The organism is Streptomyces cadmiisoli, from assembly GCF_003261055.1.
Lineage (GTDB): Bacteria > Actinomycetota > Actinomycetes > Streptomycetales > Streptomycetaceae > Streptomyces > Streptomyces cadmiisoli.
The window spans coordinates 545831-567120 of the sequence record NZ_CP030073.1; the positions used below are offsets into that span (position 1 = coordinate 545831).

22 protein-coding genes are annotated in these 21290 nt (G+C 69.3%); 8 read left to right on the forward strand and 14 right to left on the reverse strand.

Features of this window, described 5'->3' with window-relative positions:
* Positions 1 to 2: 2 nt before the first annotated feature.
* Positions 3 to 548 carry an STAS domain-containing protein gene (locus DN051_RS02390; protein ID WP_112437813.1) on the reverse strand — a complete coding sequence of 182 codons (546 nt, stop codon included), beginning with the start codon at positions 546 to 548 and terminating at the stop codon, positions 3 to 5.
* Positions 549 to 552: 4 nt separating this feature from the next.
* Positions 553 to 2028 carry an FAD-binding oxidoreductase gene (locus tag DN051_RS02395; RefSeq protein ID WP_112437814.1) on the reverse strand — a complete coding sequence of 492 codons (1476 nt, stop codon included), beginning with the start codon at positions 2026 to 2028 and terminating at the stop codon, positions 553 to 555.
* Positions 2029 to 2147: 119 nt separating this feature from the next.
* Here DN051_RS02395 and DN051_RS02400 point away from each other — a divergent pair, with 119 nt between their 5' ends.
* Positions 2148 to 2792, forward strand: a complete 645-nt coding sequence (locus DN051_RS02400) for a TetR/AcrR family transcriptional regulator (RefSeq protein ID WP_053758926.1) — start codon at positions 2148 to 2150, stop codon at positions 2790 to 2792.
* A gap of 123 nt (positions 2793 to 2915) precedes the next feature.
* Here the strand turns inward: DN051_RS02400 and DN051_RS02405 are convergent, their stop codons facing one another.
* Positions 2916 to 4097 (reverse strand): adenosylhomocysteinase, encoded by a 1182-nt coding sequence (locus DN051_RS02405; protein WP_053758927.1) that lies wholly within the window; start codon positions 4095 to 4097, stop codon positions 2916 to 2918.
* Positions 4098 to 4204: 107 nt separating this feature from the next.
* Positions 4205 to 4336: a hypothetical protein gene (locus DN051_RS47210; RefSeq protein ID WP_281289053.1), complete on the reverse strand. Its 132-nt coding sequence runs from the start codon at positions 4334 to 4336 to the stop codon at positions 4205 to 4207.
* 419 nt (positions 4337 to 4755) lie between these two features.
* On the opposite strand from DN051_RS47210, the gene DN051_RS02410 reads away from it, so the two are divergent.
* Entirely contained in the window at positions 4756 to 5454 is a 699-nt protein-coding gene (locus DN051_RS02410) for a methyltransferase domain-containing protein (RefSeq protein WP_246040866.1), read from the forward strand.
* 148 nt (positions 5455 to 5602) lie between these two features.
* On the opposite strand, the gene DN051_RS44850 is transcribed toward DN051_RS02410, so the two are convergent.
* The 3 genes from DN051_RS44850 to DN051_RS02425 all read right to left on the reverse strand — a co-directional run bounded on the left by DN051_RS44850 (position 5603) and on the right by DN051_RS02425 (position 8269).
* Positions 5603 to 6154, reverse strand: a complete 552-nt coding sequence (locus DN051_RS44850) for a hypothetical protein (protein ID WP_162624802.1) — start codon at positions 6152 to 6154, stop codon at positions 5603 to 5605.
* A gap of 272 nt (positions 6155 to 6426) precedes the next feature.
* A complete protein-coding gene (locus tag DN051_RS02420; protein WP_112437815.1) occupies positions 6427 to 7608 on the reverse strand; it encodes a GDSL-type esterase/lipase family protein in 1182 nt (393 codons plus the stop codon).
* 16 nt (positions 7609 to 7624) lie between these two features.
* Entirely contained in the window at positions 7625 to 8269 is a 645-nt protein-coding gene (locus tag DN051_RS02425; RefSeq protein WP_112437816.1) for a TetR/AcrR family transcriptional regulator, read from the reverse strand.
* 71 nt (positions 8270 to 8340) lie between these two features.
* Here DN051_RS02425 and DN051_RS02430 point away from each other — a divergent pair, with 71 nt between their 5' ends.
* On the forward strand, positions 8341 to 8832 hold the full coding sequence (locus tag DN051_RS02430; protein WP_112437817.1) for an FBP domain-containing protein: 492 nt from the start codon (positions 8341 to 8343) through the stop codon (positions 8830 to 8832).
* Between the two features lie 133 nt (positions 8833 to 8965).
* Here the strand turns inward: DN051_RS02430 and DN051_RS02435 are convergent, their stop codons facing one another.
* On the reverse strand, positions 8966 to 9775 hold the full coding sequence (locus DN051_RS02435; protein WP_112437818.1) for a SigB/SigF/SigG family RNA polymerase sigma factor: 810 nt from the start codon (positions 9773 to 9775) through the stop codon (positions 8966 to 8968).
* Between the two features lie 638 nt (positions 9776 to 10413).
* On the opposite strand from DN051_RS02435, the gene DN051_RS02440 reads away from it, so the two are divergent.
* Positions 10414 to 10584: a hypothetical protein gene (locus DN051_RS02440; protein WP_053758933.1), complete on the forward strand. Its 171-nt coding sequence runs from the start codon at positions 10414 to 10416 to the stop codon at positions 10582 to 10584.
* A 335-nt stretch (positions 10585 to 10919) separates the two neighbouring features.
* Here DN051_RS02440 and DN051_RS02445 read toward each other — a convergent pair whose 3' ends face one another.
* Entirely contained in the window at positions 10920 to 11543 is a 624-nt protein-coding gene (locus tag DN051_RS02445) for a histidine phosphatase family protein (protein WP_112441971.1), read from the reverse strand.
* Between the two features lie 340 nt (positions 11544 to 11883).
* On the opposite strand from DN051_RS02445, the gene DN051_RS02450 reads away from it, so the two are divergent.
* Positions 11884 to 12825: an ion transporter gene (locus DN051_RS02450; RefSeq protein ID WP_112437819.1), complete on the forward strand. Its 942-nt coding sequence runs from the start codon at positions 11884 to 11886 to the stop codon at positions 12823 to 12825.
* A 160-nt stretch (positions 12826 to 12985) separates the two neighbouring features.
* On the opposite strand, the gene DN051_RS47510 is transcribed toward DN051_RS02450, so the two are convergent.
* The 5 genes from DN051_RS47510 to DN051_RS02475 form a co-directional block, all read right to left on the reverse strand.
* Positions 12986 to 13273 carry a hypothetical protein gene (locus DN051_RS47510; RefSeq protein ID WP_342781527.1) on the reverse strand — a complete coding sequence of 96 codons (288 nt, stop codon included), beginning with the start codon at positions 13271 to 13273 and terminating at the stop codon, positions 12986 to 12988.
* Positions 13274 to 13895: 622 nt separating this feature from the next.
* Entirely contained in the window at positions 13896 to 14654 is a 759-nt protein-coding gene (locus tag DN051_RS02460; RefSeq protein ID WP_112437820.1) for an ABC-2 transporter permease, read from the reverse strand.
* Positions 14651 to 15574 carry an ABC transporter ATP-binding protein gene (locus tag DN051_RS02465; RefSeq protein WP_112437821.1) on the reverse strand — a complete coding sequence of 308 codons (924 nt, stop codon included), beginning with the start codon at positions 15572 to 15574 and terminating at the stop codon, positions 14651 to 14653. The genes DN051_RS02460 and DN051_RS02465 overlap by 4 nt, the downstream gene beginning before the upstream one ends.
* A gap of 56 nt (positions 15575 to 15630) precedes the next feature.
* Complete coding sequence (locus tag DN051_RS02470; RefSeq protein WP_112437822.1) at positions 15631 to 16320, reverse strand: response regulator; 690 nt, start codon at positions 16318 to 16320, stop codon at positions 15631 to 15633.
* The gene (locus DN051_RS02475) at positions 16317 to 17504 is read right to left on the reverse strand and encodes a sensor histidine kinase (RefSeq protein WP_112437823.1); all 1188 of its coding nucleotides are present in this window, start codon (positions 17502 to 17504) and stop codon (positions 16317 to 16319) included. The genes DN051_RS02470 and DN051_RS02475 overlap by 4 nt, the downstream gene beginning before the upstream one ends.
* A gap of 196 nt (positions 17505 to 17700) precedes the next feature.
* Between DN051_RS02475 and DN051_RS02480 the strand changes: the two genes are divergently transcribed.
* From DN051_RS02480 to DN051_RS02490, 3 genes are all read left to right on the forward strand, one after another.
* Complete coding sequence (locus tag DN051_RS02480; protein WP_112437824.1) at positions 17701 to 18102, forward strand: ArsR/SmtB family transcription factor; 402 nt, start codon at positions 17701 to 17703, stop codon at positions 18100 to 18102.
* Positions 18099 to 18413 carry a hypothetical protein gene (locus DN051_RS02485; RefSeq protein ID WP_053758938.1) on the forward strand — a complete coding sequence of 105 codons (315 nt, stop codon included), beginning with the start codon at positions 18099 to 18101 and terminating at the stop codon, positions 18411 to 18413. The genes DN051_RS02480 and DN051_RS02485 overlap by 4 nt, the downstream gene beginning before the upstream one ends.
* A 220-nt stretch (positions 18414 to 18633) precedes the next feature.
* The gene (locus tag DN051_RS02490) at positions 18634 to 20736 is read left to right on the forward strand and encodes an MMPL family transporter (RefSeq protein ID WP_112437825.1); all 2103 of its coding nucleotides are present in this window, start codon (positions 18634 to 18636) and stop codon (positions 20734 to 20736) included.
* The last annotated feature ends 554 nt before the right edge of the window (positions 20737 to 21290 follow it).

Sequence of the window (21290 nt, forward strand, 5' to 3'; positions counted from 1 at the left end):
TCTCACCTGCCTCCCGCACACTCGGGGAACCTGTCGAGCGCCTTCTTGCGTGTCCCGCACATCGCCACGTCGGCGACCTGCGATCGGCTGGCTGCCGCGGCCGGCAGCTCCGCCTCGTGGGTGACGGGCTGGGTCGGAACCGGTCCGCGGATGCCGTCCGGGGTGGGATCGGCTGCCGGCTCCGACCGCTGCGGCTTCTCGTCCGGCCCGGAGGCAAGGGCGGCGGCGAGGGTGGCGTGGACCGGGATCATCGTGTCGAGCGCGGTCAGCTCCAGAAGGAACCTGATCCTCCCGGCCGGGCACACCAGGCGCACCCTGCCGCGTCGTCGGTGGGCGACGTGATGGGCGCGTACCAGCGCACGCAGTCCGCCGGCGTCACAGAAGCGGAGCCCCGAGAGGTCCAGAACGATCGTGAGGGGTCGGTGGTCCGCCGTGATGGCGTCGAGGTGTTCGTCCAGGAGACAGGCGCTCGCGAAGTCGAGTTCGCCCTTGACCTGGACGACAGACCAGCCGTGCCGGTGCTGGGAGGAGACCGTCAACATGTCCATGGGGTCAGCTCTCTCGGCCGTCTGCGGTGCTCGCCGCTTTGGTCTTGTCGTGGGTGGGTGAGCCGTGGGCTACGGCGTTGCGGTGCACGTCGGGGTTCGCTTCCGGTCCGAATTCCGTGGCAGGAGAGGGAGGGAGCGGCGTGGCCGTGAAGTTGCCGTCGGGGTCGAAGCGGGCCTTGGCGGCCAGGAGACGTGCGGTGTGGGGACCGTAGGCGTCCGCGATCTCGGCGTGTTGACGGACGCCGAGCATGTTGGGGTAGCCGCCGGGCAGTGCGTTCGCGGCCAGCATGTCGGCGACCGAGTCGGCCCAGGCCTGGTGCAGGTGGGCGTCCGAGGGTTCCCACGCGGCGACGATCTCCGCCATCAGGTGCTGTCGGCGCGTGCCGAACGCGGTGCTCTCGACGGCCACCCGGGCTGCGGCGCCGTGGAAGTGGTGCAGCAGGATGCCCGACAGGGGGCTGGTGGCGGAACCGATGCCTTCGAGGAGGGCCCCGATGACGTCGGGGGTGAGGGCGGCGACCGACCGTGTGCGGGCGGTGTAGTGCCGTTCGGTGACCTCTCCCTGAGCGGCGTTGAGGTTCAGTAGTTCTTCCGCGCTGGTGAGTCCCATCTGGGTGAGAATCGGGGTTCCGAGCCGTTGGAGGCGGTCGATGTGCGCTTCGCCGGCAGCCGGGTCGCCGTTCCACGCCACCGTCAGGACCAGAACCGGTGCCCCGTCGGTGCCGGTGAGCAGGCCGGTGTGCACGGAGAGGGAGTCCGGCGCCGCCGCCAAGATCGGAGCGAGGCGGGCAAGGACTGTCCCGGCGTGCGGCCAGGGATAGACAATCCGGCCGGCGAGCAGTCCCCGCAGGGTGTGCAGGCGCACCCGCATGGATGTCACGACGCCGAAGTTGCCGCCTCCGCCGCGCAGAGCCCAGAACAGCTCGGGCTCGTGTTCATTGTCGACCGTGACCACCCGGCCGTCCGCGAGGACGAGGTCGGCGCCGAGCAGGTTGTCCAGTGCCAGGCCGTACCGGCCGGTCAACGGGCCATATCCGCCCCCGAGAGTCAGGCCGGTCATCCCGACGCTGCCGACGGTGCCGGTGACGGCGGCAAGACCGTGCGGTGCCAGCGCGCGAACGAGGTCGGCTGCCGTGGCGCCTCCGCCGACAGTGGCCACGCGCGCAGTCGGGTCGACGGCGACCTGTCGCATGTGCGTCAGATCAGTCACCAGCCCGTCCTGGCGCAGGCTGCGGCCGGGAATGTCGTGTCCGCCGGCGCGTACCGAGAACGGCAGGCCGTGTCGGCGGGCCGCGACCACGGTGGCTCGGACATCCTCACGGGAGTGGGCGTGGACGACGAGGGCCGGCCGGGTCCGTGCAGCTGCGTTCCAGATGCGCCGCGTGGCCTCGTAAGCCGGGCCGGATACCGCCACCGTGCCTGGTGCGAGCTGCGCGTTCAGTTCCTGAGCTGCGGCGATGGTCTCGGGTGCTGTGGTCATGATGCGACCCCTTGAAGGTGAATCCCCGAATATCAGAGTGTCACTCCAACAAACAGGCTACTGCTCTAATTCCCAGAGGCAAACAACTTTGAGTAGAGCTGGGCTGTACACTGGGCCACATGAGCCCGCGCAGCAAACCCACCCCCGGCCGGACGCAGGCGAGCGGCCGGCCTTCACGCAGAGCGGAGTACGCGGAGGCGACCCGGCGTGCCGTCATCGACGAAGCGCGGCGGCTTTTCAGCGAACGCGGCTACTTCGCGACGAAGGTCGACGACATCGCGGCGGCCGCACGCGTCTCACCGGCGACCGTGTACGTCGTCGGTGGCAAACAGGGTCTGCTGCGGATTCTGGTCGACCTCTGGTCCGCCGCCCCCGAGGTCGACACCGCCCGCCGGAGCCTCGAGGAGGCGGAGGACGCGGCGGAGATCCTGCGCATCGTCGCCGACCTGACCCGGCGGATGCGCGAGGACTACGGCGACGTCATGCGGGTCGTGCTGAACACGGCCCCCCACGACACCGCGGCCGCGGAAGGCCTCGCCATCGCGACCCAGCGCTACCGGGACGGCACAGCGGCGGCCGCCCGACGCCTGGCGGACCTCGGGGCGCTGCGGGACGGCATCGACGCCGAACGGGCCCTGGACATCCTCTGGTTCTACTTCGGCTACCAGGGCTTCTTCACCCTGATCGACGACAACGGATGGTCACACGCTCAGGCTGAGGAATGGCTCCTCACCGCAGCACGCCAGGCCTTGCTGCGGTCCTGATGTCGCGCGGCGGCGGCGCGAGCGCAGTATCGCCGCCACGCTGAGTGCTTGATGCAAGCATCACCGGCTGCGGACGGAGTGGCGCCTTCCGCGCACGGCTCGCCGCGCGCGGAAGGCGGTCCGTCAGATCCGGGTCAGCACGTGGACCAGGTCGGCAGCCACCTGCCGGTCGATGGGTGCGGGGACTGCCTGGGTGCCGTTGACGAGAGACAGGGCCTCACCGGTGGCGATCGCGGCGAGGCTGCGGGCCTGAAGGGTCAGGCCCAGGTCCATGGCCTGGATCGGGTTTCCCTTCGCGGCGGTCAGGTTGATCATCTTGGTGTCCGCAAGAACGGTGATCTCCCTGCCGTCGTGCAACTGATGCACGCTGCGCTCCTGCCCGCTGGCTCCGGAGCGGCGGACAGAGGTGGTCTGCTCACCGAGGGCGCGGCTGTCCAGCTCCCAGGGCATGTGGCCGACACCGGCGATGAGGGTGCCGTCGCGCAGCGCTTCGATCTCAGTGGAACCGATGACGTCGGGATGGCCGGTCGCCAGGAAAAGGAGCTGGGTCTGAGGAAGGAGGTCGCGCAGGTCTCCTACACGGTGGCCCGCCATGACGGCTTCCAGCGCCCGGTACGGGTCGGTGTCGGCGACACTGACGCGGGCACCGAGCCGGGCGAGGGTGTCGGCGACACCACGGCCGCAGGGGCCGTAGCCGACAACCGTGGCGTGGGCGCCGGGGAGCATGAGGTTGGTGGCGTTCATGAACCCTTGGACGACGCTCTGCCCGACGCCGAACTCGTTCTCGACGAGCAGCTTGAGACGGCTGTCGTTGATGACGATGACCGGAAAAGCCGGCGGGGAGTCCCAGGAGCGGATACGCAGACCGCCGGTGGTGGTCTCTTCCGTGGCTCCGATGAGACCGGGCAGTCCGCCGCGGGCGATGACGGCCTCGATCAGGTCGGCACCGTTGTCGAGGATGAGGTCCGGCTGGGACTCGACGACCTGCTCGATGTTCTTGCGATGCTGGTCGAGGGTGTCGGAGCGGTGGCCGACGACTGTGACGCCGAAGTCGCGCAGAGCGTCGGCGGTGTCCTCCTGCGTGGTGCCGGGAGACCCGGTGATCACGACATCGGCGCCTGCCTGCGCCAGATAGGAGACCAGCACCGCGGTCTTGGGCTCGATGTGCAGACAGATCCCTATCCGGCGACCGGCGAACGCCGCTCCGAACGTCTGCATGGTCGACGCGAGCAACGGCATGTGGCGCGCGGCCCACTGAGTGCCGTCGTGGGGAATGACGCTGCGGGCAGGAGAAGGCTGTGGCATGGCGAAGTTCCTTGGCTGAAGTGAGAGAGAACGCAGTCGTCAGGGCACACCTGTGCCCTCGAGGAGCCGGGGGCGGAGCACACGTGTCCCCTCGCCCAGGCGTCTCGTCAGCCGTAGAACTCGCTGCGGTACGAATGGTCACCGAAGAGGTAGCGGCTCCCCTGGTTGGTGTTCATTCCGGAAGCCTCCTCTCCTGACTCGGCGACGTATCGCAGCTGGCCCGGTGAGGTTATACGCATAACCCAAGGCAGGCAAGGGCGCGGGGCCGCTCGCACGGTGTCGAAGGCAGCGCCTCTCGGGCACCGGGCCCCCAACCGCGGCAGGCATGGGCCGTCGACAGCATGCGGCACCACTGGAAGCGGCCCACCGATCACGCAGAGCGCGGCCGGCCCGAGTGGGGCCAGGTCGGACCGTTGAAGGTCGTCTCGGCACTGGCCCCCGACTCGAACAGGTCAGCGGCCACGAGTCGGACGCAGAGCCTCGCCCTCTGCGCAAAAATTTCTGCCCGCGTCGAGAAAAGAGACGTGGTTCATGGTCACAGGTGACGTCTGCCGCGGATTACGCGTGGCACATTTACGAGTCACAGCTACTCTTAGTGAATATGTGGCCCGCACTTACCGCACCGTCGATGCCTGGCAAGCCGCACGACGATTACGCAGTGAGCGCCGAGTTCTACGACATTCTGCAGGCCCCGAAGGATGCGCTGACGGTTCATCGTCTCTACAGCCATGATGTCGCCCGCGCCCATGTCGGAGTGCTGGACGTCGGAGCCGGAACCGGATGCGTGACGGTGATGAGCGTCGTGGAGTCCCGAGTCGACGTGCACGCTGTCGAGCCTGCTCGTGCCATGCGCGCACCGCTGATGACGCGCCTGGCCTCCCTGCCCGTGGCGCTGCGCGAACGCGTCACGGTGCACCCCCAGATGCTCGCCGAGGCACGGCTGACGGCAGTCGCGGACATCGCGGTCTGCCACAACACGATCGCCTGTATGACGCCGCAATCGCGACGTACTCTGTGGCCGGCGCTCGCCCAGGCACTCGTTCCGGGCGGTTCCCTGCTGCTGCAGCTTCCGCCTGCACGTCTTCCCGACAAAGAAACGGCGCGGGCCTTTCCCGAGCAGAGAGTGGGCCGGCACGAGTACGGCGGCCGAATGGTGATGTCGGCCGACCACGGGCGAATACGCACACGCTTCGAGTACTGGGTGAAAGGGAGAGAAGGTGTGTTGAGAAGGCACACCGAGACCTTTTGGATGTGGCCGGCCCTTCGTGCCGAAATAATTGCCGACCTGACGACATGCGGATTCGTGCCGCGGCCTGGGCAGGTTGATTCGTCGGTGCTCTCGATGCACCTCGGGTAAGCACGGAACGACGGGTAGCGGACAGACAGTTCACCGCTCCAGCCCCGGTAGACATGGAGCGCCCGTTCGCCGGCCTGGCCGCTGTCGCCCGGGGTGAGCAATGCGTACGACATCACTCTTCGGCGCGGCGAGGTGAGCGCGGTGCCGTCTACCAGCGGTACCAGACCGCTTCGGGTGCGTTGTCGCGCGTGTTGGAGTGGTCGTCTCCCGAGACGAAGAACAGGGCCCAGGACACGACGCGGTCCCCGACGCGCTGGGCGCCGAGTTCGAGTTGGAAGCCGTCGCAGGAGATGTCTCCTGTGGGGCTGAACCGCAGGTCGGTGTCGTGTTTGGTCGCGTGGGCTTCCATCTCCTGGGCGAGTTGCGAAGGGGGGCGGCCGATGAGCCGGATTCCTTCGCAGGTCACCTGGGGGCCGAGACGTCCGTCGACCTGGACGTAGGCCAGCTCTCCGTCCGCGTAGAAGTAGCACTCCAGCGCCGCCTGGCTCAGGGGGGAGCCTTCCTTGGCGAAGCGCACGGGGTCCCACCCTGGGCTGTATCCGTCGGTTTTGGCGGTGAAGCCGTGCGTGGCCAGAGCCGCGATGACCTCTTCCTGGTGCATGTCCATGCGCAGGGGCCCCAGGATCCGCCCGGGAAGGTAGTTCCACTGATCCCGTTCCGTGTCCGGGAGCACCGGCCACATACCCGTATCCATCTCCATCGCACGATGATCGCCCACCAGGTGAGCGACACGCATCCAGCGCTGCACCGAACGCGCACTGACCCGCAGGTCGTTCGCGACGACCACGTTCTCATGCCCTTGAGCAAACCGGTCGGCTGCCTCGAGCGGGCGATCGCTCCCGGAACGCTGGGCGTTCGGCGGGGGGCCCGCCGTCCTGCGCGTACCTCATGCATGCCGCATGCCGCATGCCGCACGCCGCACGCCGCACGGATCATGAGCCGTAAGCCCTCTACAACGCCACGCATTCAACCTCAGTAGCTGGCTTGTGTGGCGAAGGGGCCGCCGGAGCCGAACGCGTACCGCGCGAAGTTCTCGCCGATGCGGCGGTGTCCTTCGGGATCGGGGTGCAGCCCGTCAGGCAGCGGGGCTTCGGCGTAGTCCCTCTCGCCGTACAGGTCACGGCCGTCGAGGTAGTGCAGGTTGGGGTCGTCAACTGCCCGCTGTTGGACGACGCGGGCGAGTGCGTCGCGGATGATGTTGAGCGTGAGGCGTCCGGCTGCGCGTTCGGCCGGATCGCCCATGGCCTTGAACCGCAGGCTGTCCCCGTCGGGGTCCGGCGCGAGGGGACCTGGGGTGTCCTCTTGGACCGGGCACAGGATCGGGGACACGACCAGCAGCGGTGTGACCGGATGCCCGTCGCGGATCGTGTCGAGGAAGCCGTGGACCGCGGGGGTGAAGGCGCGCAGGCGCATCACGTCGGCGTTGACGATGTTGATGCCGATCTTGACGCTGATCAAGTCCGCGGGGGTGTCCCGCATGGCACGGGCAGTGAACGGGTCGAGCAGCGCGCTGCCGCTGAAGCCGAGGTTGACCAGTTCCACGCTGCCCTCCGCGGCTGCCAGGGCGGGCCAGATGGCGGTCGGGTGGTCGGCGTTGGAGCCGTGGCTGATGGAGCTGCCGTGGTGCAGCCACACCCGGCGCCCGATGTCGGTTGCCGGCTCGACCGGGGCATCGGTGCGCAGGGCGATCAGCTCGGTGATCTCCGTGTGCGGGAGCCAGATCTCGACTTCTTTGTCGTGCGCCGGCAGACCGGTGAAGCGGGCGGTGCCGGCCGTCCCTTCGCGCAGTTCGGAGGCCTGGGTGATCATGTCGGTGATCGTGCGGACGTTGCCGCCGGCCACGGTGGCCTGGGCCGCGAGACGGCCGTCGACCAGAAGGTCGTAGACGCCGTCCGCCGGGGCCGGGAAGCCTTGGTAGACGCGCTTGGTGGGCAGCGTGTCCAGTTCGACGGCCGTGGCGCGGGTGCGGAAGGCCAGCCGCACGCCGGACGGCTGAGCCTGCGCGACGGCCAGTTGCTCGTCGGGGATCTGCCGGCGCGCCGCAGCGGGCAGCCGGTGCGGGAGCAGGCCATGTGCGGTCTGCTCCAGGTCGAGGAAGCCGCGCAGGATGTCCGCGGTGACGGGTGTGGTGGTCCAGTCGTGCTCGGTGTGCATGGTCCCTGCCTGTTGATCAGGATGTACGGGTTGTTCGGATGCGCGGGTGGGCGGCGTTGCGGAGCGCGTCCGGTGGTGCGGCCCGTTGCCGGTCACGGCGTGCTCCGGTTCCGCGCAGGGCGTCTAGGCCGTCCAGGATCCATAGCCAGGACGCCTGCGAGTCGACGCCGGTGTGGCTGAATCCTCCGGCCGTCTCCAGGCTGACGGAGCCGTGGAAGACGCTGCCCAGCATCCGGACCGCGTGCGTCCGGTCCGGCTCCGACAGGTCGTAGCCGCGCAGGATGGCACGCGTCATCCGTGCGTGGCGGACGCCGGCACTGGCGGCCGCGGTCTCGGGATCGAGTCCGCGCTGGGCGGCGTCGTAGCGACCGGGGTGCTCGCGGGCGTAGTCGCATCGGGCGTCCGCGAAGGCGACCAGGGCGTCCGCGCCCGCACGTCCGGCAAGGGCTGCTGCGACCCGGCCGGCGAGTTCCTCCAGCGCGACCAGGGCGATCCTGGTCCTGAGGTTTTGTGAGCTCGTCACGTGCGAGTACAGACTCGCGACCTTGATGTCGAACCGCCCGGCGAGGGCCGACACGGTCACCTGGACGGAACCGGCCTCGTCGGCCAGTTCCGCGCCGGCCCGGGTCGGCCGCTCCGGAGTCAGCACCGCTCGTGCCATAACCTACCTCCCATCCGGCGATGGTCATTATTCACTTGCCTAAGGGCTTTAGGCAAATTAGCCTGCCGTTTATGAAGCCACTGACCGAGCAAGAGATCCGCAGCGCGTTCGTGAACTGCACCAAGGGCGAGGCGAAACGCCTGTCCGTCCCGCGTGACCTCGCCGAGCGGCCGTGGGACGACCTGGACTTCCTCGGCTGGCGGGACCCGCAGGCCCCGGACCGGGCCTACCTCGCCACCGAGATCGGCGGCCGCCCGACGGCACTCGCCCTGCGCTGCGCCAATGCCGCCTCCTGGCAGACGCGGCGCAGCATGTGCTCGATGTGCATCACCACCCACACCGGCGGCGTCACCCTCATGGTCGCCCCCAAAGCCGGCAAGGCGGGCCAGCAGGGCAACACCGTGGGCGCGTACATATGCAGCGACCTCGCCTGCCCGCTGTACGTGCGGGGCAAGAAGGACGCGGGCATGGGCGCCCGGCTCCACGAGACGCTCACCATGGAGGAGAAGATCCAGCGGACCGTCGCGAACCTCACCGCGTTCATCGCCCAAGTCACCGCGTGACGCAACCCGGCGGGCACGTCACACCCGCCTGTACCGGATGCGACGCCGCGGGAGGGACGCCTTCGCCTGACGCGATCACCCGTCCGACGGCCGGCCACGTCGTAGCACGAGGTCGCCCCAAGGTCGCTGAAGGTCAGTCGGGAAGCAGGCCCGTGCGGAGCTTGGTGAGGGTGCGGTTGAGAAGGCGGGATATGTGCATCTGGGAAAGGTTGAGTTCGCGGCCGATCTCCGCCTGGGTCATCTCCTGTCCGAAGCGCATCTCGATGATGGCCCGTTCCCGGTCGTCGAGTTGCTGCAGCAGAGGGCCGAGCGTGTGCAGGTCCTCGAAGAGGTCCAGGGTCGGGTCGACATCGCCCATGGTGTCCGCGTACTTCAGGCCGCCGTCGCCGGATTCGTCACCGGCCGGGGTGTCGATCGAGCCGGCGACATAGCCGTTGGAGGCTACGAGGCCTTCGATGACCTCGTCCTCGGTCAGGTCCAAGTGGTCGGCGAGCTCCTTCACCGTGGGCGTGCGGCCCAACTCTGCGATCAGGGCGTCCCTGCTCTTGGCGAGGCCGACTCGGAGTTCCTGCAGGCGCCTGGGCACATGGACGGCCCAGGTGGTGTCGCGGAAGAAGCGTTTGATCTCGCCGACGATGTACGGGATCGCGAAGGAGGTGAACTCGACCTCGCGGGACAGGTCGAAGCGGTCGATGGCCTTGATCAGGCCGATCGTGCCGACCTGGATGATGTCCTCCATGTCGCCGCCGCTCCGATTGCGGAAGCGGCGTGCCGCGAAGACCACGAGTGAAAGATTCATCTCGATCAGCGTGTTGCGAGCGTGCTGGTACTCGGGGGTCCCCTCCTCCAGCACCTGCAGCCGGTCGAGGAACAGCTTGGACAGCACGCGTGCGTCCTTGGGGGCGATCTTCCCGCCGTCTTCGATCCACGGCAGGTCGTCCAAGACCTCCGGCGTTCCTGTGTTGCAGGCATCTACTTCGGGGGCGTTCGTGGAGGACGTCACGGTGCCGCCTTAAGTGGAAAGCAAGGTGAGCGTCTCATTCCCGCTCTGAGCCCATGCATGTCCACGCTGGCCCTGCCAATCCGTCCGGGTCCGCAAACGGCCGGCTCGGTTCCGGTACGACCGCCCGCGCGTCTCGAGATGTGATGCCGGGATGCAGTCCGCTCGCTGCATCCCGGGCCCGGACCGGGTATCGCGACTCCCCCGTCTCCCGGGGGCGCCGGCCGGGTGACGTCACCTCCCGTACGCAGTAGGAGAGAACCGGGACTGCAGTACCACCGGCAACAGCCGCTGCGGCGAGGACGTGAAGGCCGCCACGCTGATCTGGGAGGGACGCTGGAGGCCGCGCGCTGGGCTGCAGCAGCCGCGAGAGGCCGCCGTCTGGTCCGTCCGTCGCCTTCGTGTCCGTCCGTCACTGTCGCGCTCTGCAAATCCGGCACCCGTTGTCTGCCACGCCGCCGTCACACAACCCGTTCCACGCAACGCATCCGAATTCCCGGGAATCACGGAAACACGCATCTACGTCTTGAGGGCGTGAAGGAGATTTCGCGGGGCACCTGAGTGTGCGGAGGTTGATAATCATGGTTCCCATACTTCTCGTTCTGCTTCTTGCACTGATCCTTTTCGGTGCGGGGTTCGCCCTCAAGGCGCTCTGGTGGATCGCTGTCATCGTCCTGGTGGTCTGGCTGCTGGGGTTCGTGGTCCGGCCCGCCGGCCACGGCGGCCGCAAGGGCCGCTGGTACCGCTGGTAGACAACTCCCTTGCGAAGGGCCCCGTCGGTCACGGCCGACGGGGCCCTCAGCGCACGGCCTCGGTGCACGTGTCCATGGAATTCCTGATCCGATTCCGTTGGCGGAGCATTCGCGGGGCAGAAGTGACTGTGCGGCCGGAGCGGGCGGTGTTCCGCAGGGAACCTTGCGCCTCCAGCACCATCCGTTCCGGCCGCCTTTCTCGACCGGTCCGTACGGCGTCGTTCCGGTGCTGGACAAGGAGTCTCTCCAGTTCGGGGAACGCCGCGATGGGAGTGTCCAAGACCTGCTCCTCGCCGCGGGTGCGCGGATAGCCGCCTGCAATGGGGCATCTGCATTCAGACGTGGAGGTCGGGCGGAAATCCGGTCCAGCGAAGTTCGGCAGGAAGGTGGCCGGTGTCGTTGAAGAAGAGCACAGCCGGGGTTCGGCCGGGCGCATAACGGATGACGGTCAGCGCGGCGTTGGCGTGGTTTATGCCCGTCCAACGCCACTTCGGGGCGTCGAGGGCGGCCCGGATGAGCCAGCCGATGAGGAAGTTGTGAGTGACGACGAGCTCGTGGCGTGGCTCGACGCCGGCGACGGGTCCCGTGAACTGTGAGAGGGCCTCCTGTGCCAGCCCTGGGCCCTGTTCGCGGTCCGCGGCCGGGAACTGGGCCAGGTGGCCGAGCAAGGAGCCGGCCGATTCCGGCGGCAGCTCCTCACGCCGAGGAATGTAGGGGATGTAGTCGCCGGCCGGAGCGGACCGGTGCAAGGCGACATCGTTGAGCTGCCGGCCGATCAGCTGCGCGGTCTGCTCTGCTCTGGGGAGCGGGCCGTGGAAAATCGCCGTGAGAGGGGCCGTGCGGAGCCGCTTCCCGAGCAGAACGGCCTGACGGCGACCGCTTTCCGTCAGTGCGCTTTCGTCCGATGAGGCCTCACCGTGGCGGGTGAGGTACAGGTAGCGGGCAGCTGTTCCCGTCATGGGCGGGTCCTCCGTCAGCATTCATGATCTTGCAGACGTCTGGACGGACGTCGACATGAGCCATGTGGTTCCGCAGTGAGGAAGCCGGTGGCCAGGACAGCACGGCCGTCGGGGGCCAGAGTGCTACCGCAGTGGCGAGGGAGACCTGGCCCAGCTCACTCAAGCCCAGGATCAAGTCTGCTCTCCCACGGCACGGACGGCTGCCGATACGGCGGAGCAGCGACGTGCACTGCTCTACAGTTCCGTAGAAGTCTCTTCTGGCACCGAATCGCGCAACAGGCACGCTATCCGGTCTCGTCGGCCGGGAGAGCGGCACCGTGCGAGGGAGCAACACAGCAGGATGCTGGACCACCTTGAGCCAAGTGACGCACCGGCGGACACTTCCCTTCGGCGGCAACTGGCGAGTCGCTGCCGCGCCATCACGGAAGCCCCTTGGTTCGCCATTGCCGTCTTCGCGTTGATCCTGTTCAACGCTGCCCTGTTGGGCGCCGAGACCTACCAGGGGCTGGTCGCCGAATGGCACCGCTGGTTACGGCTCGCCGAACACGTATGCCTCGCCGCCTTCACCGTCGAGATCCTGCTGCGCCTCGCCGCTCATGCCGATCGGCCCGGGCAATTCTGGAAGGACCCCTGGAACGTCTTCGACCTGGCCGTGGTGCTGTGCGCGTTTCTGCCTCTCGTTCGCGAGAACACCACGGTGCTGCGGCTGCTGCGCCTCGCTCGCGTGCTGCGAACCGCACGCTTCCTGCCCCAACTCCGCGTCGTACTGACGGCGGTCGCGCGCAGTCTGCCCGGCACGCTCAGTTTCCTGCTCGTCGGCACCCTGCTGCTGTATCTGTACGCCATGGTCGGCTGGGTCTTCTTCAGCAGCCACGACCCGGTGCACTACGGCTCCATCGGTCGCGCCGTGCTCACTCTGTTCCTTCTGATGACGCTGGACGGCATCGGCGACGCGGTCCGTGCCGGCTTGGAAGTCTCCCGCTGGAGCCTGCTCTACTACGGCTCCTACGTTCTGCTCGCCTCCTTCGTGCTCGTCAACGTCCTCATCGGCGTTGTCCTCACCTCCCTGGACGAGGCGCGGCAGACGGAGCAGGACGAGCCTGAACATGCGGCGAGCGCGCCGGACTCCCGACAGCTGAGGGAACGGATCACCGCAGCGCGCCGTGCCCTGGATGCCCTGCAAGCCGAACTCGAGCGCTCCGACCAGCCGTACGCCGAGCCGGCACAACGAGCCGCCATCGATGCGAACGGGCACTCCCATGCCACCAGCGATCAGCGGTGACCAGCGCTCACGGTGAGCCCAGGCGCGAGCAGCACGGAGCATCGCGGCGCGGTGATCGGTGCCCTCGGCCGACTCGTGCCGGGCCGCCGCCCCGCAGCGGCCGATGTGGGCTCCGGCCGCGGACCGCGGCGCCTCCCGGCCCATGACGTCGCGGAACGCGTCACAACCCCGGTGTCCGAAGCAGCATCGGCAGTGACCGGCGGAACTCCCGTGCCCAGTACGGTGGGGAGTGGGTACCGGCGTAGAAATGCGTGGTCACCGGGGTCCCCAGCGAGGCCAGTCGGGTGGCCAGGGCGCTCGACTCTCGCGGCATCAGCGTTTCCGTCGGAGAGATCGCGTTGTCGGGGAACGGCTCGGACGGGTCCTCCAGCCCGGGGACGTGCGGGTCCGGTTCGGTGCCCGGTGGGTCGAGTGGGCCGGCGGTGCCGTCTCCGCTGGAGAGGTACACCGGCAGGGTGCCTAGGCGGGCGGTGAGGTAATAGGGCTCGTGGGCCTGCCAGGTGGCGCGCTGGGCGACCGGGTCGCCCCACAGGGCTTTCCAGACCAGGCCGAGGAAGCACCTCCTTCAGATGGAAGCTCTCCACAGCGGGCGGGCCACCCCGGCCGGCGTTGTGCCAGTCGGTGCAGAAGCCGAACAGCGGCATCTCCGGCATGACGACCAGTACGTTCCGCAGCTCGTGCAACTCCGTCAGGCCGACCGGGTAGTCCTCGGGCCAGGCCTTGTGGTTGCCGTCGCCACCGACCAGCAGATACAGCGTCGGCCAGCTCTGGCCGGGCCTTCGCTGCTCCCAGCCGTCAGGGGTGAGCAACCGGACCGTGGCCGTGCGTCCCAGCGCGGGCGAGTCGATGGTGAGGTCGACGAGCCGGTCACCCGCGTCCTGCGCCAGGAGGACGCACGCACCGTGCGGTGGTGAGGGTGTCGTTCGGGCGTCCGTGGCGGACGCGGTCGCGAGCAGCAGGAGGTCCGCGATCACCAGGGCGAGCAGCAGCCGTGAGCGAGCAGGACTCCATGGCATGACATGACCCCTTTCCTGGTGGCTCAACTGCGGTTCGTCCTGTGTCGACTGCGTTCACAGGTCCCATGCGCGCAGTGCGCCGGCCGCCAGCAGGAGCAGGACCGTGGTTCCGGCCGCCACGAGCATCAGGGAGGGCCACGCGCCGAGACTGCCGACCGTCTCCGAAGTCGCGTCCGAGGTCTGGGTGAGCTTTTGGAGTGCGGCTGTCGGGGAGACTCCCGCGACCCAGGGCTGGGCGTCGCCGAACAACGGGCCGATGAGGGAGGGAAAGAGCATCACGCCGATCACGGCGGTGACGGCGCCGGCAGAGTGCCGTACGAGGGTGCCCACCGCCAGTCCGAGCAGTGCGGCGACGGTGAAGGACGCGGCGATGCCGAACAGGGCGGGCAGCGGCTCTCCTTGGGCGTACCGGCCTTTGTCGAGCAGCGCGCCGCCGACGGCGTAGGCGAGGGTGCAGGACAGCAGCGCCGAGGCGTAGGTCAGTCCAATGAGCAGCGCGGCTTTCGCCGACAGCACGGTGGTGCGGCGCGGGGTGGCGGCGAACGTTGTGCGGATGGTGCCGCTGCCGTACTCGCCGGTGATGACGAGTGCGCCGGTGACGGCCGCCAGCAGTTGGGCGACGACGGAGAGGGTGAGGCTGCCGCCCAGTATCGTGTCGTCCGGTCGCAGGCTCCCGGTGGCCGCGACGAACACGGCGCCCAGGACGGGCACGACGGCGGTCGCGGCGGTCGTCCACACCAGCGAGCGCAGACTTCGGAACTTGATCCACTCGTGGGCCAGGGACTGCTGGAAGCCGATCGTCCGTGTGGTCATCGGGTGGCCTCCTGGCGTTCCTGGGTGCGGAATTCGGACGCTCCCCCTGCCAGGGCCGTGTAGACGTCCTCCAATGAGGAGCGCGCCGGGGTGAGTTCGTGGAGGGCCAGTCCGTGGTCGCGTGCCAGGTCGCCGATGGTGGCGGCGTCCGGGCCGTCGACTCGCCAACCTCCGCGTGCCTCGGGCCGTACAGTCGCGCCCCTGGCCTCCAGCAGGCCGCGGAGCCTTTCCGGCTCGGGGGAACGGACGAGTGTGTGTGCCTGGGAGTTGGCCTCGATGAAGTCGCGCACGGTGGTGTCGGCCAGCAGCCTGCCGCGGCCGATCACGATCACGTGGTCGGCGGTCAGTTCCATCTCGCTCATCAGGTGGCTGGAGAGGAAGACCGTGCGGCCTTGCGTGGCAAGGGTCCTGAGCAGCGTGCGGATCCAGCGGACGCCCTCCGTGTCCAGGCCGTTGACGGGCTCGTCGAGGAGCAGGATCTCCGGGTCGCCGAGAAGCGCGGCGGCGATGCCGAGCCGCTGGTTCATGCCGAGCGAGAAGCCTTTCACCCGGTGGTCGGCCACGTCGGTGAGGCCGGTGAGGTCCAGGACGTCGTCGACTCGGCCGCGCGGGATGCTGTTGCTCGCCGCGAGCCCGGCCAGGTGGTGGCGGGCGGTGCGGCCGCTGTGGGTGCCCCCCGCGTCCAGCAGGGAACCGACCGTGCGCAGGGGGGCGGGAAGTTCGGCGTACGGCCGTCCCGCGACCGTCACCGTGCCGGAGGTCGGGGTGTCCAGGCCGAGAACGACTCGCAGTGTGGTGGACTTGCCGGCGCCGTTCGGGCCGAGGAACCCGGTCACGCGGCCGGGCCGGACGGTGAAGGTCAGCCGGTCGACAGCGGTTCTGCCGCCGTACCGCTTGGTGAGAGCGTGTGCCTCGATCATGCAGGCGACGGTAGGCCACCGGGGCGAAGTGGACATCTGCTGCTGGGAGTCGGCTGCTACTCCCGCGGGAGTAGCGGGGCCTGCTCGCCGGGCCTGACCAGTCCGGTCTCGAAGGCCAGTACCACCAGTTGCGCCCGGTCACGGGCCCTCAGCTTGGTCATCGCGCGGCTGACATGGGTCTTCGCGGTGAGCGGGCTCATCAGCAGCTCGCGGCCGATCTCCTCGTTGCTGAGCCCCGCCGCGACCAGCCCCATCACCTCGCGCTCCCGCTCGGTGAGCGCGGCCAGCCGCTCGGCACCGGCCGCCTCGGGACGCCTGAGCCGGGCGAACTCCTGCACCACAGCGCGTGTGACGGCGGGCGCGAGCAGACTCTGTCCGGCCGCGACCGTGCGGATCGCTTCCCGCAGCGCATCCGGCTCGACGTCCTTGAGCAGGAACCCGGCCGCTCCGTGCCGCAGCGCCTCGAAGACGTACTCGTCGATCTGATAGGTGGTGAGCATGAGGACGCGTACGCCGTCGAGGTCGCTGTCGGCGGCGATACGGCGGGTGGCCTCGATGCCGTCGACGCTGGGCATGCGGATGTCCATCAGGACCACGTCGGGACGGGTCAGCCGCACCGCCTCGACGGCCTGCGTGCCGTCGGCCGCCTCGGCGACGACGACCAGGTCCTCCGTGAGGTCCAGCAGGGCGCGGAAGCCGGCGCGGACTACGGTCTGGTCGTCGGCCAGGACGACACGTACGGTCACGATCGCTCCTCTTCCAAGCTGCCGTCTGCCGGGAGCACCGCCCGCACCCGGTATCCCCCGCCGTCCATCACCCCGTGCTCGAGTGTGCCGCCGGCGGCCATCGCACGCTCGCGCATCCCGAGCAGTCCGAAGCCGCCGGGCATGCCGGGGGCCTGAGGCGGGCTCCCGTCGTCGCGGATCTCGACCGAGAGCCCGCTGCCCTGCCTGTTCACCGATACGACCGCGTGCCGGGCGCCGGAGTGCCGGACGACGTTGGTCAGCGCTTCCTGCACGATCCGGTAGGCGGCCAGCTCGACCACGGGTGGCAGTCCGTCCGCGTCGGCCCCCTGCCGGAGGGTGATCTCGACGCCGCTGCCCGCGAACCGGCCGACCAGCCCGGGGAGACGCGCAAGACCCGGCGTCGGCTCGATCGTGTCGTCCTCCCGCTCCCGCAGCACGGTGACGGTGGCCCTCAGTTCGCGTACCGCCTCCTTGCCGGAGTCCCGCACCTGCCGCATGGCCTGCCGGGCCACTGCGGGTTTCACCTCGAAAGCCTCCAGGGCCACGCCTGCCTGGACGGTCATCGCCGTCACGGTGTGCGCGACGACGTCGTGCAGCTCCCGGGCGATGCGCACCCGCTCCTCACGCACCCGGCGCACGGCCTCCCGTTCCCGGTCCTCCTCGGCGCGGGCGGCTTGGGCGGCGTACTCGGCCAACAGCTGCCGCCGGGTGCGCACCGCTTCTCCGAGCAGCAGCGGAACCAGCGGCCAGAGCATCTCCAGGACCGGCAGTCCCTGCGGATCGACCACGTCGTGGCCGATCCGCAGAGCTACGGCTCCCGACGCCAGGGAGGCGACGAGGCCGGTCCACAGGGTGCGCCGCCGGTCGCCCTGGACCGCCACGGTGTACAGCGCCACGATCGTCGGCAGGTTCAGCAGCTCGCCGATGTGTCCGTACAGGGCCCAGGCCGCGCAGGCCGCTCCTGTGACCGCCGCGACCTGCACGGGCCACCGCCGCCGCCACACCAGCGCCGGCAGCGAGACGGCGAGCAGCAGCCAGGTGAACCAGTCCGCCTGCCGGTACGGCGGTTCGTTCACGGCCACGTCCGGCCCGGTGAACAGCGCGACCGCGGCAACGACGAGGAGGTCCGTGGCCATCGGTGGCAGGGTCCGCAGCCGGGCTGTCTGCCGGTCGTAGAACGTCACGCACTCACGGTAGGAGCGTGGGGCTACGGCTGCATACGACAGCGGGAGTAGTCGGCTCCGGCGGACGATGCAGGGCCCGGCCCCGTACGTGACCCTGAGATGTCCCCCATCCCTCCCTGATATGTGTCAGGAATCTTTGACAGGTACCGGCGAGGCCTGTCAGCCTTTTCTTACAGGTACGACGAAAGGGGCCGCGATGCCCGAGGTCCCGCCTCCGGCACCGACGGGCGACGAGTTGCTGAGAGTGCTCTCCGCACTCGGCAACCCGCACCGCATGCGCATCGTCGCGGCGCTGCTGGAGCGCCGGAACTACGTCAGTGCACTGGCTCGTGAGATCGGGATGAGCCGGCCGCTGCTGCACATGCACCTCCAGCGGCTGGAGGCGGCAGGACTGGTCGTCGGCACGCTGGAGCTCGCTGAGGACGGCAAGACCATGAAGTACTTCGATGTCGCGCCGTTCTTCTACGAGTTGACACCCGAAGTCGTCGCGCGCGCGGCCGCGACACTCACCGAGGCCGAGAAGACCCAGGCCGGGAGAACCGAGGCCGAGAGGACCGAGGCCGAGAGGACCGAGGCCGAGAAAGAGGAAGCGAAGTGAATGCGGAACAGGTGACGCTCGCCGACAGCGCCGAAACCGTGGGCGCGCTGGTCGGGGCCGTGGGCGCGGCCGGGCTCTTCACCCTGCTGATCGTGATCGTCTGGCAGTTCGCCGCCACCTGGCGGGCCCGGATGCTGGCCGCGCGCGAGCAGCAGTACAAGGATCTCGCGGCGAAGTACGCCGAGCTCCTGGAGGACACCGTGGAGCTCCAGCGCCGAACGGCCGAGGAGCAGCGGCAGACCCTGGACGAGCTGACGCGGACCCGGCTCGCGGTGACCTCGATGGAGAAGATGATGCGCGAGATCGAATAGCACCCCGACAGCATCACCGCACGCGCTCGAGACGCGAAGAAGCTCGTACGGCCGGGAGCGGCAACTCCCGGCCGTACGAGGGAAGAACACACCCCTCGGACACACCCACCCGACACCACGGCAGGTCGTCACACCTGCAAGCGCCGTGGTGCGGGCCCGTGCGCCCTGATGCCGGTCGGTAAACGGCCGGCGGCGCGCTCCCTACACAAGGAGACTACTCATGCGTGCGCTGCTCAAGCGCGTCGCCCGTGCCCCCGGCGGGCAGCGCGGCAAATGGCTGGTCCTGGCGCTCTGGCTGATCCTGGCCGTCGCCCTCGGCCCACTGGCCGGCAAGCTCGGCGACGTCGAGGAATCCGGCCCCAACGCCTTCCTGCCGCGCGGCTCCGAGTCCGCGCGGGTCAACACGGAGCTGGAGAGGTTCCGCACGGACACGGTGATGCCGGCCGTCGTCGTGTACGCCGGCGACGGCGCGCAGGCCGCGGCGGCGGCCGACCGTGACGCCTTCGCACGGTACGTCCCTGCCGGTCGGGAAGTGTCGCGGCCCATCCCGTCCGAGGACGGCAAGGCTCTGATGACGATCGTTCCGCTGGACAGCGAGGACGACATCACCGACAAGGTCGACGAGCTGCGCGACCTGGCCGGCGCCAACGCCCCGCCCGGCCTCGACGTCGAGGTCGGCGGCCCCGCCGGATCGCTCACCGACTCCGTGGCGGTCTTCGACGGCCTCGACACCACGCTGCTCCTGGCCACCGGCCTGGTGGTGGCCGTCCTGCTGCTGCTCACCTACCGCAGTCCCGTCCTGTGGCTGCTGCCGCTGCTCTCCGTGGGCTTCGCGGCCGTCCTCACGCAGGTCACCACGTACTTGCTGGCGAAGCACGCCGGACTCCCGGTGGACCCGCAGAGCGCGGGCGTGCTCATGGTCCTGGTCTTCGGTGTCGGCACGGACTACGCCCTGCTCCTCATCGCCCGCTACCGCGAGGAACTGCACCGCCACGAGGACCGCCACGACGCGATGCGGATCGCGCTGCGCCGCTCCGGCCCGGCGATCCTGGCCTCCGCCGCCACCATCGCCGTCGGCCTGTCCTGCCTCGCCCTCGCCGACATCAACTCCTCCCGCTCGCTCGGGCTGGTCGGAGCGGTCGGCGTCATCTGCGGCTTCGTCGCCATGGTCACCGTGCTTCCGGCGCTGCTCGTCATCACGGGCCGCTGGGTGTTCTGGCCCTTCGTCCCACGCCACGGCACGCCCGTCCGCGCACCGCGCACCATCTGGTCCCGTGTCGGTGCCGCCGTGGCCCGGCGCCCCCGCTGGTCGTGGCTCATGTCGGTCGCCGTCACCGGCGTGCTCGCGCTGAGCGCGGTGAGCATCAACATGGGTCTGACCCAAGCGGAAATGTTCCAGGACAAGCCCGAGTCGGTCGTGGCACAGGAGCGCATCTCGCTGCACTACCCGTCGGGCTCGACCGACCCGGCGGACATCGTCACCCGCACCGACCAGGCAACCGCGGTCAGGTCGGCCGCCGCCGGGGTGGACGGCGTGGCCCGCGTCGAGGACGCCACCGACCGCACCCCGGACGGCGAACTCACCACCGTCTCCGTGGTGCTGAAGGACGCGCCGGACAGCCAGGCCGCCAAGGAGACGATCGACGAGCTGCGCACGGCAGTGAACCCCCTGGGCGCCCTGGTCGGCGGCACCACCGCCGAGATGCTCGACACCCGGCGCGCCGCCGACCGCGACCTGACGACGGTCGTCCCGATCGTGCTCCTGGTCGTCCTGGGCGTACTGATCCTGCTCCTGCGGGCCCTGATCGCCCCGCTTCTGCTCCTGGCGACGGTCGTGCTGTCGTACTTCGCGGCCCTCGGCGCTTCGAACCTGCTCTTCGAGCACGTCCTGGGCTTCGCGGGCGTCGATTGGTCGATCCCGCTGATGGGCTTCGTCTTCCTCGTCGCCCTCGGCATCGACTACAACATCTTCCTCATGCACCGCGTGAAGGAGGAGACCGGCAGGCTGGGTTACGAGCGTGGCGTCCTGGAAGGACTGACCAGTACCGGCGGCGTCATCACCTCGGCCGGTATCGTCCTGGCGGCCACCTTCGCGATCTTCGCGGGACTGCCGCTGGTGACGATGGCCCAGATGGGCGTCCTCGTGGGCATCGGCGTCCTCCTGGACACCTTCCTCGTCCGCACGGTCCTGGTGCCCGCCCTCGCGCTGGACTTCGGCCGCTGGTTCTGGTGGCCCGGCCGCCTCTTCCGCGACCAGCCCCCGGGCGCCGCAGCGGGAACCGCTTCCAGCGCAGCACCCGAACGGACCCACGAGGTGGCGTAGACCGCATCCGACCCGGCGCTCTGCGCCGGGTCACACTTTCCCGTCGGGGTCGGGGTCCGTCCAGGTCGGCTCTCCATGCGTGGGCTCGCGTCGTATGACGAACGAGCCGCCGGGCTGCAACCCATGGCCGTGGTGGACGGTGCCGGCACACCAGGCAACCATCTGTGGTCTCTGCGCCAGGGCCGGCAAAGTGTGTCTCACCTGGTATCCAGGAGTACGGGAAGAGCCGTCTGACTGCCACCTTCGTCGGCTCACGGAGGCGTTCGGTCAACGGCGTTGCCTTCAGGTCTGCTGCGGTCAGCCATCCTTCCTTCCGTTCAGGGTTCCGCTCGCCCTCTTGGCGCGTGACCTCCCGGAAGCAGATCCGGCTGCCACGCCGTACGCGGAGCCTGCTCCGTTCCCCGGCTGATCCTGCAGGCGCGAGGGCCGGCAGGCCGTCAGCGCAGCGCACCAGGGACACCGGGGCGGAAGGGGTGAGATGGTCGAGCTGTGTCCCGTCCTCGAGTGAGAGTCGGACGACGGCCTGTGGACGCTTCCTCCACTCGGACCGGACC